13 protein-coding genes are annotated in these 14,464 nt (G+C 67.4%); 6 read left to right on the top strand and 7 right to left on the bottom strand.

Going from position 1 to position 14,464, the window contains the following annotated elements; translation table 11 throughout:
• The 4 genes from AC1RPL_RS16395 to AC1RPL_RS16380 form a co-directional block, all read right to left on the bottom strand.
• Positions 1 to 534: a SixA phosphatase family protein gene (locus AC1RPL_RS16395; RefSeq protein WP_493070681.1), complete on the bottom strand. Its 534-nt coding sequence runs from the start codon at positions 532 to 534 to the stop codon at positions 1 to 3.
• 11 nt (positions 535 to 545) lie between these two features.
• Complete coding sequence (locus tag AC1RPL_RS16390; protein WP_493070679.1) at positions 546 to 3,245, bottom strand: ATP-dependent DNA helicase; 2,700 nt, start codon at positions 3,243 to 3,245, stop codon at positions 546 to 548.
• Positions 3,242 to 4,306, bottom strand: coding sequence for a hypothetical protein (locus AC1RPL_RS16385; RefSeq protein ID WP_493070677.1), 1,065 nt, complete (start codon positions 4,304 to 4,306; stop codon positions 3,242 to 3,244). The genes AC1RPL_RS16390 and AC1RPL_RS16385 overlap by 4 nt, the downstream gene beginning before the upstream one ends.
• Before the next feature lie 82 nt (positions 4,307 to 4,388).
• Positions 4,389 to 4,817: a hypothetical protein gene (locus AC1RPL_RS16380; protein ID WP_493070675.1), complete on the bottom strand. Its 429-nt coding sequence runs from the start codon at positions 4,815 to 4,817 to the stop codon at positions 4,389 to 4,391.
• A gap of 137 nt (positions 4,818 to 4,954) precedes the next feature.
• Between AC1RPL_RS16380 and AC1RPL_RS16375 the strand changes: the two genes are divergently transcribed.
• Genes AC1RPL_RS16375 through nhaA form a run of 3 tightly spaced genes read left to right on the top strand, consistent with a single transcriptional unit; the run spans position 4,955 to position 8,567 of the window.
• The gene (locus tag AC1RPL_RS16375; RefSeq protein ID WP_493070673.1) at positions 4,955 to 5,752 is read left to right on the top strand and encodes a helix-turn-helix domain-containing protein; all 798 of its coding nucleotides are present in this window, start codon (positions 4,955 to 4,957) and stop codon (positions 5,750 to 5,752) included.
• A gap of 56 nt (positions 5,753 to 5,808) precedes the next feature.
• Entirely contained in the window at positions 5,809 to 7,386 is a 1,578-nt protein-coding gene (locus tag AC1RPL_RS16370; protein ID WP_493070671.1) for a lysine--tRNA ligase, read from the top strand.
• The gene (gene nhaA, locus AC1RPL_RS16365) at positions 7,383 to 8,567 is read left to right on the top strand and encodes a Na+/H+ antiporter NhaA (RefSeq protein WP_493070669.1); all 1,185 of its coding nucleotides are present in this window, start codon (positions 7,383 to 7,385) and stop codon (positions 8,565 to 8,567) included. Before AC1RPL_RS16370 ends, nhaA begins: the two co-directional genes overlap by 4 nt.
• Here the strand turns inward: nhaA and AC1RPL_RS16360 are convergent.
• Entirely contained in the window at positions 8,468 to 9,643 is a 1,176-nt protein-coding gene (locus AC1RPL_RS16360; protein WP_493070667.1) for an MFS transporter, read from the bottom strand. The genes nhaA and AC1RPL_RS16360 overlap by 100 nt on opposite strands.
• A 144-nt stretch (positions 9,644 to 9,787) precedes the next feature.
• Between AC1RPL_RS16360 and AC1RPL_RS16355 the strand changes: the two genes are divergently transcribed.
• Both AC1RPL_RS16355 and AC1RPL_RS16350 read left to right on the top strand, forming a co-directional pair.
• Positions 9,788 to 11,023 carry an MFS transporter gene (locus tag AC1RPL_RS16355; RefSeq protein WP_493070665.1) on the top strand — a complete coding sequence of 412 codons (1,236 nt, stop codon included), beginning with the start codon at positions 9,788 to 9,790 and terminating at the stop codon, positions 11,021 to 11,023.
• Positions 11,024 to 11,083: 60 nt separating this feature from the next.
• On the top strand, positions 11,084 to 11,977 hold the full coding sequence (locus tag AC1RPL_RS16350; RefSeq protein WP_493070663.1) for a hypothetical protein: 894 nt from the start codon (positions 11,084 to 11,086) through the stop codon (positions 11,975 to 11,977).
• 69 nt (positions 11,978 to 12,046) lie between these two features.
• Here AC1RPL_RS16350 and AC1RPL_RS16345 read toward each other — a convergent pair whose 3' ends face one another.
• Both AC1RPL_RS16345 and AC1RPL_RS16340 read right to left on the bottom strand, forming a co-directional pair.
• On the bottom strand, positions 12,047 to 12,976 hold the full coding sequence (locus AC1RPL_RS16345; RefSeq protein ID WP_493070661.1) for an electron transfer flavoprotein subunit alpha/FixB family protein: 930 nt from the start codon (positions 12,974 to 12,976) through the stop codon (positions 12,047 to 12,049).
• Complete coding sequence (locus AC1RPL_RS16340; protein WP_493070660.1) at positions 12,973 to 13,725, bottom strand: electron transfer flavoprotein subunit beta/FixA family protein; 753 nt, start codon at positions 13,723 to 13,725, stop codon at positions 12,973 to 12,975. Before AC1RPL_RS16340 ends, AC1RPL_RS16345 begins: the two co-directional genes overlap by 4 nt.
• A gap of 197 nt (positions 13,726 to 13,922) precedes the next feature.
• Here AC1RPL_RS16340 and AC1RPL_RS16335 point away from each other — a divergent pair, with 197 nt between their 5' ends.
• A complete protein-coding gene (locus tag AC1RPL_RS16335) occupies positions 13,923 to 14,390 on the top strand; it encodes a hypothetical protein (protein ID WP_493070658.1) in 468 nt (155 codons plus the stop codon).
• The last annotated feature ends 74 nt before the right edge of the window (positions 14,391 to 14,464 follow it).

Below are 14,464 nucleotides of genomic sequence, written 5' to 3'. Positions count from 1 at the left end.
CTAGTTGTAGTCCGGCCCCAATGTCGGATCGAGGTCCCGCGGACGGGTGAAGCGGACCAGCTCGCCAGTCCCCGGCGTCACATCCGCCCAGCTCGGCACGTCGAAGCGCATTTCGGCCAGGCTCGCGGTGGGGAACTTCACCTCGACCGAATCGCGCAGGCCATTCTCGCCGGCGAGGCGCAGCACCAGTTCCTCCAGCCCGGGATTGTGCCCGGTGAACAGCACGCGATCGGCGCCGCCCGGCAGTTCATGGACCAGATCGAGCAAGGTCCCTTCCGAGGCGAGGTAGAGCCGCTGGTCCCAATGCGGCGCGAGATCGCTGCCATAGCCGGTGGCGACCTGCGCCAGCGTCTCGATCACGCGCACCGCCGGCGAGGCGAGGACATGGTCGAACTCCAGACCCTCGGCGCGCATGTGGCGCCCGACCATCGCGGCGGCGCGCTGGCCCTTGGGATTGAGCGGGCGATCGAAGTCGCGCGCGACGGGATCGTCCCAACCGGATTTGGCATGGCGGAGCAGGGTGAGCGTCTTCATGGAATCCCCGGTCAGGCGTTCGCGGGGGCCTCTTGCCCCAGCTTGGCGGACAAGGAAAGCAGAACCCGCTCGACTGCCTGATCGAGGGTGACCCGTGTCACCCGCGTGCCCACGGGAAAGGCGTCGAGCAGCCGCGACGGACTGGCGGCGGAGAGCAGCACGAAGGTGCCGCGGTCATCGGCGCGCCGAATCAGCCGGCCGAACGCCTGCGCCAGGCGCGCGCGGACGATGCGGTCGTCATAGGCGGTGCCGCCGCCGGCGAGCCGCCGCGCGGCGTGGAGCACGCTCGGCTTGGGCCAGGGAATCCCCTCCATCACCACCAGCCGCAGCGAATCGCCGGGCACATCGACCCCGTCGCGCAGCGCATCGGTGCCGAGCAGCGACGCGCGCGGATCGTCCCGGAAGATATCGACCAGCGTGCCGGTATCGATCGGATCGACATGCTGGGCGAGCAGGGGCAGGCCTTCACGCGCCAGCCGATCGGCGACGCGGGCATGGACGGCGCGCAGGCGGCGGATCGCAGTGAACAGGCCAAGCGTGCCGCCCTCCGCCGCGACGATCAGCCGGGCATAAGCGTTTGCAAGCGCAGGCATGTCGCCGCGCTTCACATCGGTGACAATCAGCACTTCGGCCTGCTCGGCATAGTTGAACGGGCTGACGGCCTCGAAACGCTGGGCCGGGCGCATCAGATGGACCGCGCCGGAGCGCGCCTCGGCGACCTCCCAATTGCCGCCGGCGCGCAGCGTCGCCGAAGTGACCAGCGCGCCATGCGCCTGCTTGAGCACGGTCTCGGCGAAAGGCTTGGACGGATCGAGCCAATGGCGGTGCAAACCGACATCATATTCGCGTCCCTCGACCCGATCGACCGCGAGCCAGTCGACGAACGCCGAATCGGCCGGGCCGCCGATCCGCGCGATCAAGGCGAGCCAGGCGCCGACCGTATCGGCGCGCCAGCCGAGCGAAGCGACCGCCCCTTCGATCCGGGCACGCGCCTGGCTGTCCATCCAGTCGGGCGCCTCGGTGAGCACCGCCTCGAGCCGGCGGCCGAGATGGACGAGTGGGCGGAGCAGGGCGTCGAGCGCTTCGCCCGCCGGCCCCGCCGCCTCGACCAAGACGCCATCGGGCTCGGCCAGCTCGGTTTCCAGCCCATAGCCGGCGTCGGCGGCGCCGTTGGTGTCGCGGGCATAGACGAGGCCGCGCACCGCCGCGAGGAGATGCTCGACCGGACCGAAGGGCTCGCCTTCGTTCAACCGCTGGAGCCAGCCGTCGCTCGGCAAGGCGCGCGCGGCATCGACGGCGTCGACGATCGCGCGGCCGCCTTCCTCGTCATAGCTGGCGACATCGGAAAGCCGGGCGGCGAGCCCGCGGCGCCTTCCGCGCGAGCCCGATTCGGGCCCCGTCACCCAGCGGCGGATCTCGATCGCTTCCTGCCCGGTGAGCGCCGCGGCGAACATCGCGTCGGCGGCATCGAACAGATGATGCCCCTCGTCGAAGACATAGCGCGTCGGGCGGCTGGCGGTCTCACGGCCGCGCGCCGCGTTGACCATCACCAGCGCGTGGTTGGCGATGACGATATCCGCATCGGCCGACGCACGGGCGGCGCGCTCGATGAAGCATTTCCGATAATGCGGACAGCCGGCATAGATGCATTCGCCGCGGCGATCGGTAAGCGCAGTCGAGCCGTTGCGGCGGAACAGGGTGGGCAACCAGCCAGGCAGGTCGCCGCCGATCATGTCGCCATCTGCGGTATAGGCCGCCCAGCGCGCCACCAGCTGCGCGAGTATTGCGGCACGCCCGGTGAAGCCACCCTGCAGCGCATCCTCGAGGTTGAGCAGGCAGGCGTAATTCTCGCGGCCCTTGCGCGTGACGATCTTTTTCTTGCGCAGCTCTGGATCGGGCACCAGCCGCTCGCCTTCATGGCCGAGCTGGCGTTGCAGTGCCTTGGTGAAGGTCGACACCCACACCGCGCCGCCGGCCTGCTCTGCCCAGAGCGAGGCGGGGGCGAGATAGCCGAGCGTCTTGCCAATGCCGGTGCCTGCCTCGGCCAGCACGACATTGGGCGATTCGCGCATGTCGCGCGGGGCAAAGGCGCCGGCGGCGGCGGCGGCATAGTCGCGCTGGCCCTGTCGGCGCTCGGCCTCGCTGCCGGTGAGGCGGGCGAGGCGATCGGCGATGTCCGTATCGGCCAGCGTCACGGTGCGCGGCGGCACGCGCGGCGGCTGCTCGGTCCATTCGGGGAGGCGGGAGAACAGCCAGCGCTCGGCGCGCTCGGGCTTGGCGATCGCCTGGGAAAGTGCGGGCGCCCAAGGCCAGCGCAGCCGGAACAGCGATTGCACGCCGTGCCAGGCACCTTCGCGCTCGGGCCAGTCGCCCTTGGCCAGCGTGAGCAACGCCTCGGCCGCCTGGCGCAGGAAACCGGCGACTTCGGCGTCCTCGGCCGGCGGTTCGAGCCCGGTGACGCGGGCAAGGCCCTTGGGCGTCGGCACCATGAACTGCGCGGGACGCAGGAAGGCGAACAGCTCGAGCAGGTCGAGCCCCGACAGCTCGGAATAGCCCAATCTTTGGCCGATCAGCGGCGCGTTGAGCAGGACCACCGGGGTGTCCGCCGCGATCCGGATCGCCTCGCCCCGGCTGATCGCGCGCGTCTCCTCCGGCGTGGCGAGCCAGACGCCGCCATGACTGGCGTGGAGGGCGGGGTAGGGCAGGCTCATGCGGGAATACGCAGGGCCGCGAGGAAGCCGTCGGCATCGGGAATGCCGCGCAGATTCTCCTCCCGGACATTGTCGCTCCCGCGGCGGACGGTCAGTCCCACCCAGGCGCGATCGCTCTTTTCCTCGACGATCGAAGCGTCGACCAGCTCGGGCAGCGGGATCTCGCGGTAGAGCCGGCCCGAACTTGCCGCCTGCCAGGCGATACGCCGGTCCGTAACCAAGACATTGCCCGCGGCATCGCGCCGCCAGGCGAGCAGCCGGTCGCCATAGGCGCCCAGCGCTACCGCCCCCGGCAGGCCGAACACGAGCAACGCGCCGTGCGATAGGAGGATGCCGAACGCGATCGGAGGATTGCTGCTCCAGACTGCGTGGAGCAGCAGCGCGAAGATCAGCGCCGGCAGCAGCACGATATGGGCGAGCAGCACGCGCGCCCATTCGAGCGTCGCGACGCCGGGTCGGCCCTGCCAGCGCACCGTCTCATCCGCGGCGAGCGGTGGAACCGGGTCCGGTCCGGCGCGACCGCATGCCACGTCGAGGCTCCGCAGCACCGCGCGGAGGCGCTCGGCCTCGCCCGCGCGCAGCTTCATCTCGATCTTGCCTCGCGGCGCGCGCTGAACCCTTAGCGTGGACATGCCGATCCAGGGGCGCAGCGCGGCATGGCCGATCTGTTTCAGCGGAATCCGCTGGCGAAGGCGCGTGCCCCGCCAGACTTCCACGCCCAGACGGTCCACCCGGTAGCGCAGCCGCAGCCCCTCGACCAACGTCGCAAGCGCGACGAGCGGCGGGACGATCAGCATCACCAGCAAGGCGATATGCGCCGATCGCGAGAGCTGCGGATTGGGCAGATCCTGCCCCCAGGTTTCGCGCAACGATGCGAAGACCGACCCAACCGAAGGCTCGAGGACGGTGGCCAGCGCGATGCCCCAGAGGGGAAAGCTCACTACCATCACGATAAACGGCAGCGCTAGCGTTGCCGTCAGCGCCTGCCGGCCTTCCCAGAGCGCGGCGCCTGCACGCCTGGCTGTGCGGTGATCATCGGGGGTCTCGGGAAGGGCGGTCACGTGCCCTTACTGCCCAAGGCGGAACGAAAGAGCAACGAAATGCCTGTGCCGCGCTCGGTAAAGTGAAGGGAGTCGGGCAAAATCATTTCACTTTGGGCCGCCATCCGTCGCGACACCGTCCGGGCGGCTCGGTGAACATCGCGCGGACGGCGGCGAGCGCAACTTTCTGATCGACCTTGTGGATCGTCCCGACGAAGCGGCCGCGATAGAAGCGCGGGCAGGTTTCGCCGTGCATCACATGCTCGATGACATAGGACAGCGCCCGGTCGCGCGCGGTGCGCTCTACCTGGTCCCAGGCGGCGGCGAAGCTTTCCGCGCCCTTGCGCTTGCGAAGGGCATAGGCGGAGGTGACGCCCATCTCCGCCGCCTTGGCCGCGCGGGAGACCAGGCCGGTGGTGAGAAGCGCGGCGAGGAAGATGCGCTGGCGCGCCGGCGTCCAGCCATCCTTGCGGTTGCGCGCCAGCGGGACCGGCGTGAAATACGGGATTATGATCTTGTGCGACTCGTCCATCCACGAGTCTATCTCAGGCGAAATCCTATTTTGGAAGAGGCAAGAATCCTGTCGCGAGGTCCCTGCATATTCCGCGCGGAGATACGAATTTTTCGGGGTAGCTGCGACGCGTTCGACTGGCCTAGGTCGGCAAGGGTATGAACATGCAGGTCAAAACCGGCTTCTGGGCGCTGACCGAAAAGGAGAAGCAGACGCTCCGCCTGATCGTCCGCGGCCATGACGCGAAGTCGATCGCGCGCAGCCTCGATCTCTCCGTCCATACGATCAACGAACGGCTGCGCGATGCGCGGCGCAAGCTGGCGGTGTCGAGCAGTCGCGAGGCGGCGCGGCTGTTGCTGGCGGCCGAAGGCGACGCTGCCGGTCTGGCGACTCCCGTTTTGCCTGGGGACAATTTGCTTGGGGACAGGGGAATCGGGGAAGACGCGGCGCATCCCCCGATGGATCAGGCCGCCACGCCGAACCGCGGCGTGGGGCTGGCGCATCGCCATCCCTGGATCCTCATCGGAGTCGTCCTCATGACATTCGCTCTTGGCCTGCTGGCTCTCACCGCCTTGCCGCATGTCGCCTCCACCACGGCGCAGACGCCGATGCTTTCCCGCACCGCACCGGATGCGAAGGTGGTGGACGCGGCACGCCAGTTCCTGACCCTGGTGGATCAGGGAAAATGGGACGACAGCTACCGGACGACCGGCGCGGCGTTCCGCAAGCTGAACACCGTGCAGGTCTGGGCCGCGACGTCGCAGAAGGTGCGCGTACCGCTCGGCGCGACGATCTCGCGTAGCTTCCTCAGCCAGGAAAATCTTCCCGCGCCGCCTTTTGGCTATGAGGTGGTGAAGTTCCGCACGAGCTTCGCCAACAAGGCCGAGGCGATGGAGACCGTCACGCTCGAGCGCGAGGGCGATGCCTGGCGCGTGGTGGGCGTGACGATCGAGTGACGCTTCGCGCAGGGTAGCTTGCAAAAATCCGCCCGTTCGCGCACGCGCAGGCGATCATGACAGACGAAGCTACCCTGCGCGCCGCCGCGCTCGAGTCCAAGGCCTGGCCCTATGAAGAGGCCCGCAAGCTCGTCAAACGCTATCCGGACGGCAAGCCCGACGCATCGCCTGTGCTGTTCGAGACCGGATACGGCCCCTCGGGCCTGCCGCATATCGGCACCTTCCAGGAAGTGCTGCGCACCACCATGGTGCGCCACGCCTATGAAGAGATGACCGGCCACAAGACGCGGCTGATCGCGTTCAGCGACGACATGGACGGGCTGCGCAAGGTGCCGGACAATGTTCCGAACCAGGCGCTGCTCGCCGCACATCTCGGCAAGCCGCTGTCGCGCATCCCCGATCCGTTCGAGAAGTTCGACAGCTTCGCGGCGCACAACAATGCGATGCTGCGCGAATTCCTCGATCGATTCGGCTTCGAATATGAATTCGCCTCCTCGACCGAATATTATGGCTCGGGCCGGTTCGACGCGACGCTGCGCACGGTGTTGCGCAACTATCAGGCGATCATGGACGTGATGCTGCCGACCCTTCGGGCGGAACGCGCGGCGACCTATTCGCCGGTGCTGCCGGTGAGCCCGAAGAGCGGCGTCGTGCTGCAGGTGCCGGTGGAAGTGGTGGATGCCGAGACCGGGATCATTCGTTTCGAGGATGAAGGCGAGACGATCGAGCAGTCCATCTTCGGCGGCCAGGCCAAGCTTCAGTGGAAGCCCGATTGGGGCATGCGCTGGGCGGCGCTCGGCGTCGATTACGAGATGTACGGCAAGGACCTGATCGACAGCGGCATTCAGAGCGGCAAGATCGCCCAGGTGCTCGGCGGGCGGAAGCCCGAGGGGCTGATCTACGAGCTGTTCCTCGACGCCAAGGGCGAGAAGATCTCCAAGTCCAAGGGCAATGGCCTGTCGATCGACGAGTGGCTGACCTATGGGCCGGATGAGAGCCTGTCGTTCTACATCTACCGCGAGCCGAAAAAGGCCAAGTCGCTGCATCTCGGGCTGATCCCGCGCGCGATCGAGGAATATTGGCAGTTCCGCGCGAACTATCCGACGCAGGAGATCGCGCAGAAGTTCGGCAACCCGGTGCACCATATCCATAACGGGCAGGTGCCGGCCGAGACTTTGCCGGTGACCTTCGGGCTGCTGCTCAACCTGGTCAGCCTGCCGGGGGTGGGCAATCGCGAGACGATCTGGGGGTTCCTGCGCCGTTATTCGCCGGACCTGTCGCCCGAATCGCATCCCGAGCTCGACCGCATGGTGGGCTATGCGATCCGCTATGCCCGCGACTTCGTCGAGCCGACTCTACAACGGCGCCCGCCGAGCGAAGCCGAGGCGGGGGCGCTGCGCCAGCTCGACGAACAGCTCGCGGCACTGCCCGAGGACGCCTCGGCCGAGAACATCCAGAACATCGTCTACGAGATCGGCAAATCGGGCGCGTTCGAGAATCTGCGCGACTGGTTCAAGGCGCTCTACGAGACGCTGCTGGGCAGCGAGCAGGGCCCGCGCATGGGCAGCTTCATCGCGCTCTACGGTATCGAGAATAGCCGCAAGCTGATCGCCGAGGCGCTCGCCCGGACATGAGCCTGCGCTCGACCATGCGGGACTTCATCGCCAGCGAAGCGGCTGGCGGGATCGCCCTGATGGTCGCCTCGGCATGCGCGCTGGCGGTGGCGAACTCGCCGCTGGCGCCCGCCTATTTCCACATGCTCCACGTGGAACTGGGGCCGCTCGATGCGCATGCTTGGATCAACGACGCGCTGATGGCGGCGTTCTTCCTGCTCGTAGGGCTGGAGATCAAGGCGGAGGTGACGGCCGGCCGGCTGTCGAGCTGGTCGCAACGGACCCTGCCGGTGATCGCCGCGGTGGCGGGCATGGCGGTGCCGGCGCTGATCTACCTCGCGGTTGCCGGCGGCACGCCGGAACTGCTGCGCGGCTGGGCGATCCCGGCGGCGACCGACATCGCCTTTGCGATGGGGCTGATGGCGCTGCTCGGAAAGCGCGCGCCGACCTCGCTCAAGCTGTTGCTCACCACGATCGCCATCGTCGACGACATGGGCGCGGTGCTGATCATCGCGGTCGCCTATACCGCCAAGCTCAACCTGCTCGCGCTGGCCGGAGCGGGCGTGGTGCTCGCCGTTATGGCCGGGTGCAACCGCGCAAGGGTGACTCGGGCCTGGCCCTATTTGGGGCTGGCGGTGCTGCTCTGGCTGCTCGTCTTCGCCTCGGGCGTGCATGCGACGATCGCGGGAGTGGCGGCGGCGATGGCGATCCCGCGCGGTGTCGGCCACCAGCTGGAGCATGTGCTCAACCCCTGGGTGGCCTTCGCCATCGTGCCGCTGTTCGGCTTTGCCAATGCCGGCGTGTCGATGACCGGCCTGGGACCCGAGGTGCTGATCGCGCCGCTGCCGCTCGGCATCGCGCTGGCGCTGTTCTTCGGCAAGCAAGTGGGCGTGTTCGGCAGCATCTGGGTGGCGGTGAAGGCCGGCATCGCGCCGCGCCCTGAGGCACGCTGGAGCCAGATCTACGGCATGGCGCTGCTCGCCGGGATCGGCTTCACGATGAGCCTGTTCATCGGCGGGCTTGCCTTTCCGAACAACGCATTGCTGAGCGACGAAGTGAAGATCGGCGTGCTCGCCGGCTCGATCCTGTCGGCGCTGGCCGGTTACTTCGTCCTGCGCTCGACCAGCACCGCTACCACCAGCACGCCGAACCCGCCAAGCGAAAGCAGCGCCCCGACCCAGCCGGTCGACGTCCAGCCATAACCGGCGGCGATGGCGAGGCCGCCCAGCCAGGGGCCGAGCGCATTGGCGAAGTTGAATGCCGAATGGTTGAGCGACGCGGCGAGGCCCTGCGCTTCGCCCGCCACGTCCATCAGCCGGGTCTGCAGGACGGCACCCAATGCACCGAGAAAGCCGATCGCGAAGATGTCGAGCGCGATGCTCCACAGCTGGCGCGCCGCGAACGGATAGAGCGCCAGGGCAACGGCGCTGCCGAGCAGCAGCACCGCGCCGGTGGGCATCAGCGCGCGATCGGCGAACTTCGGCACGATGATGCTGCCGAGCGTCGCGCCCAAGCCGAAGATCGCGAGAACGATCGGGATCATGCCCGGCGAGGTCCTGGTCACTTCGAGCATCGTCGAGGCGACATAGGTGTAGACGCAGAACATGCCGCCAAAGCCGATCGCGCTGATCCCCAGGGTAAGCCACACCTGGCCATTGGCGAGCGCGCCGAGCTCCTTGAGCGGGCTCGCGCCAGGCTGGGGCGGATCGCGCGGGGCGAGCAGGGCGACCAACGCCACCGTCGCCAGCGCGAGCACGCCGACCACCACAAAGCCCCAGCGCCAGCCGACTGCCTGGCCCAGCCAGTTGGCGAGCGGCACGCCGAGGATCGTCGCCACGGTGAGGCCGAGCATCATCCGCCCGACCGCCTGGGAACGCTTGTTCGCCGGCACCAGCGAGGCGGCGACCAAGGCGGCAATGCCGAAATAGGCGCCGTGCGGCAGGCCGGAAAGGAAGCGGAACAGCAGCAGCCAGTGATAATCGGGAGCCAGGGCGCTCAGCGTGTTGAACAGCCCGAAGGCGGTCATCAGCAGGATCAGCACCAGCCGCCGGGAGAGCTTCGCCGCGCCGACCGCGATCAGCGGCGCACCGACCACCACGCCCAGCGCATAGGCACTGATGACATGGCCCGCGGTCGGCGCGTCGATGCCCAATCCCTGCGCCATGTAGGGCACCAGGCTCATCGTCGCGAATTCGGTGGTGCCGATCGCGAAGCCGCCCATCGCCAGGGCGAAATGGACGAGGCCGACAGCATGGGTATGGGGAGCGGGTGCGTGCATTTCGTGCAAGTGGCCATGCTGCACTGCAGCGTCAACCGGCATCTCCTATAAGTGTACCTATGGAGGCTTGCGCGTTTTGGAGGGCTGGCTGCGAAAAATGCAGGTGCGCGCTGCACCGGAAGGGCGCAGGCGCGTTGGCCAGTCATGACTGAACCTGGCGGCTATACGCGCGGCACCCCCGGATACCGGCGCCTGACCATTGCGATGCTGTTCGCGGGCTTTTCGACCTTCTCGCTGCTCTATTCGGCGCAGCCGCTGCTGCCGCTCTTCGCCAGCGAATTCGGGTTGAGCGCAGAAGTGGCGAGCCTGGCCATCTCGATCGCCACCGGGCCGCTCGCCGTGGCGATCGTGTTCGCCGGCATGCTCTCCGACAAGCTCGGCCGGCGCCCGCTGATGGTGTTCGCGATGTTCGCTGCTGGGCTGCTGACTATGTTCACCGGGCTGGCGCCGGGCTGGGACGCGTTGCTCGTGCTGCGCTTCCTCACCGGCATCGCGCTCGCCGGCATGCCCGCGGTAGCGATGGCCTATGTCAGCGAGGAGATCGAGCCGCACTCGGTGGGACCGGCGATGGGGCTCTATATCGCCGGCAGCGGGATCGGCGGCATGGCCGGGCGGCTGGGCGTGAGCCTGGTCACCAGCCTGGTCGACTGGCGCTGGGGGCTGATCGTCGTCGGACTGGTCGGACTGGCCATGGCCGAGGGCTTCCGCCGCCTCGCCCCGCCGTCACGCCGCTTCGTGGCGCAGCCGGTCCATCCGACCGCCGTGCTCGCCGCCGGGCGCGAACTGTTCAAGGACCGCGCAATGCCCCTGCTCTATGCCGAGGCATTCCTGCTGATGGGCGTGTTCGTCACCGTCTATAATTATGTCGGTTTCCGGCTGCTCGCCCCGCCCTTCGGCCTGGGCCATGCCGCGATCGGTGCGATCTTCCTGCTCTATCTATTGGGTTCGGTGAGCTCGACCTGGTTCGGGCACCTGGCGGAAAAGCGCGGGCGCCGGCTGATCTTCTGGATCCCGACGGCCATGCTGCTGATCGGCACCGCGCTGACCGCGTCGCATTTGCTCGCGCTGGTGGTGGCGGGAATCGGCATCGTCACCATCGGCTTCTTCGGCGCGCACTCGATCGCCTCGAGCTGGGTCGGCCGGCGCGCCCGGGCGAGCCGCGGGCAAGCGGCGGCCTTCTACCTGTTCTTCTATTATCTGGGATCGAGCCTGCTCGGCTCGGCGGGCGGCGTCGCCTGGACCGGCTGGGGCTGGACCGGGGTGGCGCTCTATTGCGGGGTGCTGACGCTGATCGCGCTGGGAATTGCAGCGAAGCTCTCCACCGTGCCGCCGTTGCCGCTTCGGGAAGTCACGCCGCCGCGGCCGATGGGGGCGGACTAGAAGCGCCGACAGGCTTGCTTGCGCCGCGCCCTTCGCCCAGCTTGGAGCGGGGGGATTTCGATGAGCTTCGATCTGTATTTCTTCGCGCGCGATGGCGGCGATATCGACTTGCCGAGCTTCGAGCGGCTTTTCGCGGGGCGACTGCATTACGAGATCGCGCAGGGGCAGGCGGTCTACCAGAACCCCGACAGCGGCGTGTATTTCATATTCGAGCTCGTCGAGCCCGATCCCGAGGAAGCGGATGAAGAGCCAGCCGCCGACCCATGCTTCGCGCGCCGGCATTTCGCGCTGGTGCTGAACGTCTTCCGGCCGGACTTCTTCGTACGCGAGGCCGCAGCCGAACTGGCAGCCCTGAATCTCGAAGCCGATTTCTTCCTGTACGATCCGCAGCGCGGCGCCGACGGTTGCACCGAGGCGGAGTTCATGGCCGGATGGCGCCGCGCCAACCAGTTCGGATATCAGACGATCTTCCAGCACAGCATCGAACCACCCGCTACTTTGCCGATGGCGGACAATGATGCGGCATGGCGCTGGAATTTCGCGCGGGCGACGCTGCAGCGGCAACTCAGCGAAGACATATTCGTGCCTTCGCTGATGCTCTTCGCCGATGGCGGCGCGGCGCAGCGCACCTTCGTATGGACATTAGGCGTGCCGACCGTGATTCCGCCCGCCGCCGATGCGGTTCTGGTGGTCGACGATGCCCCGCGTGTCGGCCTGCTCGCTCGCTTCGGTGGGCAGAAACCGAAGGCGACCGTGAAGGGTATCGTCGCGCTGGATACCGTGACGCCGTTGGCCAGGCCTTGGTCCGACGGCATCCGCTATCTTCCGGCTTCCAGCCTCGCTTCGGTGGGCGGGATGATCGCGAGTGCGCGCGAACCGATCGAGCGCCTCACCCCCGATCGCGTTCTCGACGTGCAGACGCTGGAAGCCGCCCGAGCAGAACCGGGCGCATAGCGCGCCCTGCATATGAAAAGGGGCGCTCCCGCAGGAACGCCCCTTCCATTTTTCTTGGAACGACCGGCCTCAGAGCTTTTCGGTCAGCTCCGGCACGACCTTGAACAGGTCGCCGACCAGGCCATAGTCCGCCACCTGGAAGATCGGGGCGTCCTCGTCCTTGTTGATCGCGATGATCGTCTTGGAGTCCTTCATGCCGGCGAGGTGCTGGATCGCGCCGGAGATGCCGATCGCGATATAGACTTCGGGGGCGACGATCTTGCCGGTCTGGCCGACCTGATAGTCGTTCGGGACATAGCCGGCATCGACCGCGGCGCGCGAGGCGCCGACTGCGGCGCCGAGCTTGTCGGCAAGCGGCTCGATTACGTCATGGAAGTTCTCGGAGTTCTGCAGCGCGCGGCCGCCCGAGACGATCACCTTGGCGCTGGTCAGCTCGGGACGTTCGGACTTGGCGATCTCCGCACCTGCGAAGCTCGACAGGCCCTTGTCGCCTTGGCTGGCCACCGCTTCGATCGTGCCCGAACCGCCGGTGGCCGAGGCTTTGGCGAAGGCAGTGCCGCGCACGGTGATCACCAGCTTCTTGTCGCTGGTCTGCACGGTGGCGATCGCGTTGCCGGCATAGATCGGGCGGGTGAAGGTGTCCGCACCCTCGACCGAGAGGATGTCCGAGATCTGCATCACGTCGAGGCCTGCGGCGACGCGCGGCGCGACGTTCTTGCCCGTGGTGGTCGCGGGGAAGAGGACCGCGTCGTGATCAGCCATCAGGCTGACGATCAGCGGCGCGACATTCTCGGCCAGCGCATGCTCATAGGCCGCGTCGTCGGCGACATGGACCTTGCCCACGCCCTCGATCGCCGCTGCCTGCTTGGCGACATTGTCGACGCCCTTGCCGGCGACGAGGAGATGGACTTCGCCCAGCTTCGCCGCGGCGGTGACCACCGCGAGGGTGGCGTCCTTGAGGTTCTGATTGTCGTGCTCGACCCAAACCAGCGTCTTCATTTCGCGACTCCCAGAGCCTTGAGCTTCTCGACCAACTCGTCGACCGAGCCCACCTTGATGCCCGCCGAGCGCTTGGCCGGCTCGACGACCTTGAGCGTCTTGAGGCGCGGGGCCACGTCGACGCCGTAATCCGCTACGGTCTTCTTCGCGACCGGCTTGGACTTGGCCTTCATGATGTTGGGCAGAGTCGCATAGCGCGGCTCGTTGAGGCGCAGATCGGTGGTGACGATCGCGGGGAGCTTCAGATCGACCGTCTCGAGGCCGCCATCGACTTCGCGGGTAACCTGTACGCCCTCGCCGCCCAGCTCGACCTTCGAGGCGAAGGTGCCCTGCGGCCAGCCGAGCAGCGCACCCAGCATCTGCCCGGTCTGGTTCGAATCGTCGTCGATCGCCTGCTTGCCGAGGATGATCAGACCGGGCTGCTCCTCTTCGGCGACCTTGGCGAGGAGCTTGGCGACGGCCAGCGGCTCGATCTCGTCATCGGTCTGGATCAGGATCGCGCGGTCGGCGCCCATGGCGCGCGCGGTGAGCAGCACGTCGGTCTCCGCCTTGGCGACGCCGATCGTGACCACGACCACTTCGGTCGCCGCGCCCTTTTCCTTCAGGCGCACGGCTTCCTCGATCGCGATCTCGTCGAACGGGTTCATGCTCATCTTGACGTTCGCCAGATCGACGCCCGTCCCGTCCGCTTTCACGCGGGGCTTCACGTTATAGTCAAGCACACGCTTGACCGGCACCAGCACCTTCATCGAAATCCTCTCCATCGCTGGAAGATCGGCAATGCCAATCGCTAATGCCCGAGAATCGATTCAAGTCCAGCCCCAAAGCGCTTCCAGCATACCCAAAGCTCGAAAATGCGGGTCGAACCGCCTTGTTACGGTGGTGCCACGAGTTCACCGCAAATTCAGGAGAGAAGCTGCAGCTTCATGCAGAAAGGAGAGGGAATATGGGGAAATATGACATAGCGCTCTGCGCCATGATGGCGGTGATCGTGGCTGCGACTCCGGCCTTCGCACAGGATGCTCCTGCTGCTGCCGAGAAGAAGACGCCCGCCGCGTCCTCGACGGTGGCTAAGCCGGGCGGCGCTGTTTCGTCGAGCTATGCCCGCTGCACGCCGGGCCAGCCGATCAAGGGGGTCATAGTGAAGGGCGGCTCCAATCCGACCGGGAAGACCGCCGCGCCCGAATCTGAGGGCAATTGCCCCGCCACCAGCCAGGCCGAAGCCGCTGAAGGCAAGGGCCGGACCTATACCGGCGGCCGCCGCAACGACGCCGCGCCCGCGGCGGATGCCAAGCTGATGACCGGGACCATGCCGTCGCGCCTGTCGATGACTCCGACCACGGCCAAGACGGTCGCACCGGCGACGGAGAAGAGCATCAGCGAGAAGGGTGTTTCGTCGACTCGCCCGCGCTGACGAAAAAGGGCGGAAGAAACCAGCGCCGGTCTCTTCCGCCCTTCTATCGGTGACGACTGTCAGCCAGTCGGATC

The organism is Sphingomonas sp. GW821-FHT12D09 (assembly GCF_058807215.1).
Note: the sequence above shows the minus strand (reverse complement) of the source record. Positions and strands in the feature narration are given on the sequence as shown.

Bases quoted from the DNA above. Each gene is read 5' to 3' on its own strand.
- AC1RPL_RS16350 (WP_493070663.1), top strand. From the start codon at position 11,084: ATGAGCTTCGATCTGTATTTCTTCGCGCGCGATGGCGGCGATATCGAC.
- AC1RPL_RS16395 (WP_493070681.1), bottom strand. From the start codon at position 534: ATGAAGACGCTCACCCTGCTCCGCCATGCCAAATCCGGTTGGGACGAT.
- nhaA (WP_493070669.1), top strand. From the start codon at position 7,383: ATGAGCCTGCGCTCGACCATGCGGGACTTCATCGCCAGCGAAGCGGCT.
- AC1RPL_RS16390 (WP_493070679.1), bottom strand. From the start codon at position 3,245: ATGAGCCTGCCCTACCCCGCCCTCCACGCCAGTCATGGCGGCGTCTGG.
- AC1RPL_RS16345 (WP_493070661.1), bottom strand. From the start codon at position 12,976: ATGAAGACGCTGGTTTGGGTCGAGCACGACAATCAGAACCTCAAGGAC.
- AC1RPL_RS16380 (WP_493070675.1), bottom strand. From the start codon at position 4,817: ATGGACGAGTCGCACAAGATCATAATCCCGTATTTCACGCCGGTCCCG.
- AC1RPL_RS16335 (WP_493070658.1), top strand. From the start codon at position 13,923: ATGGGGAAATATGACATAGCGCTCTGCGCCATGATGGCGGTGATCGTG.
- AC1RPL_RS16340 (WP_493070660.1), bottom strand. From the start codon at position 13,725: ATGAAGGTGCTGGTGCCGGTCAAGCGTGTGCTTGACTATAACGTGAAG.
- AC1RPL_RS16370 (WP_493070671.1), top strand. From the start codon at position 5,809: ATGACAGACGAAGCTACCCTGCGCGCCGCCGCGCTCGAGTCCAAGGCC.
- AC1RPL_RS16360 (WP_493070667.1), bottom strand. From the start codon at position 9,643: ATGCACGCACCCGCTCCCCATACCCATGCTGTCGGCCTCGTCCATTTC.
- AC1RPL_RS16375 (WP_493070673.1), top strand. From the start codon at position 4,955: ATGAACATGCAGGTCAAAACCGGCTTCTGGGCGCTGACCGAAAAGGAG.
- AC1RPL_RS16355 (WP_493070665.1), top strand. From the start codon at position 9,788: ATGACTGAACCTGGCGGCTATACGCGCGGCACCCCCGGATACCGGCGC.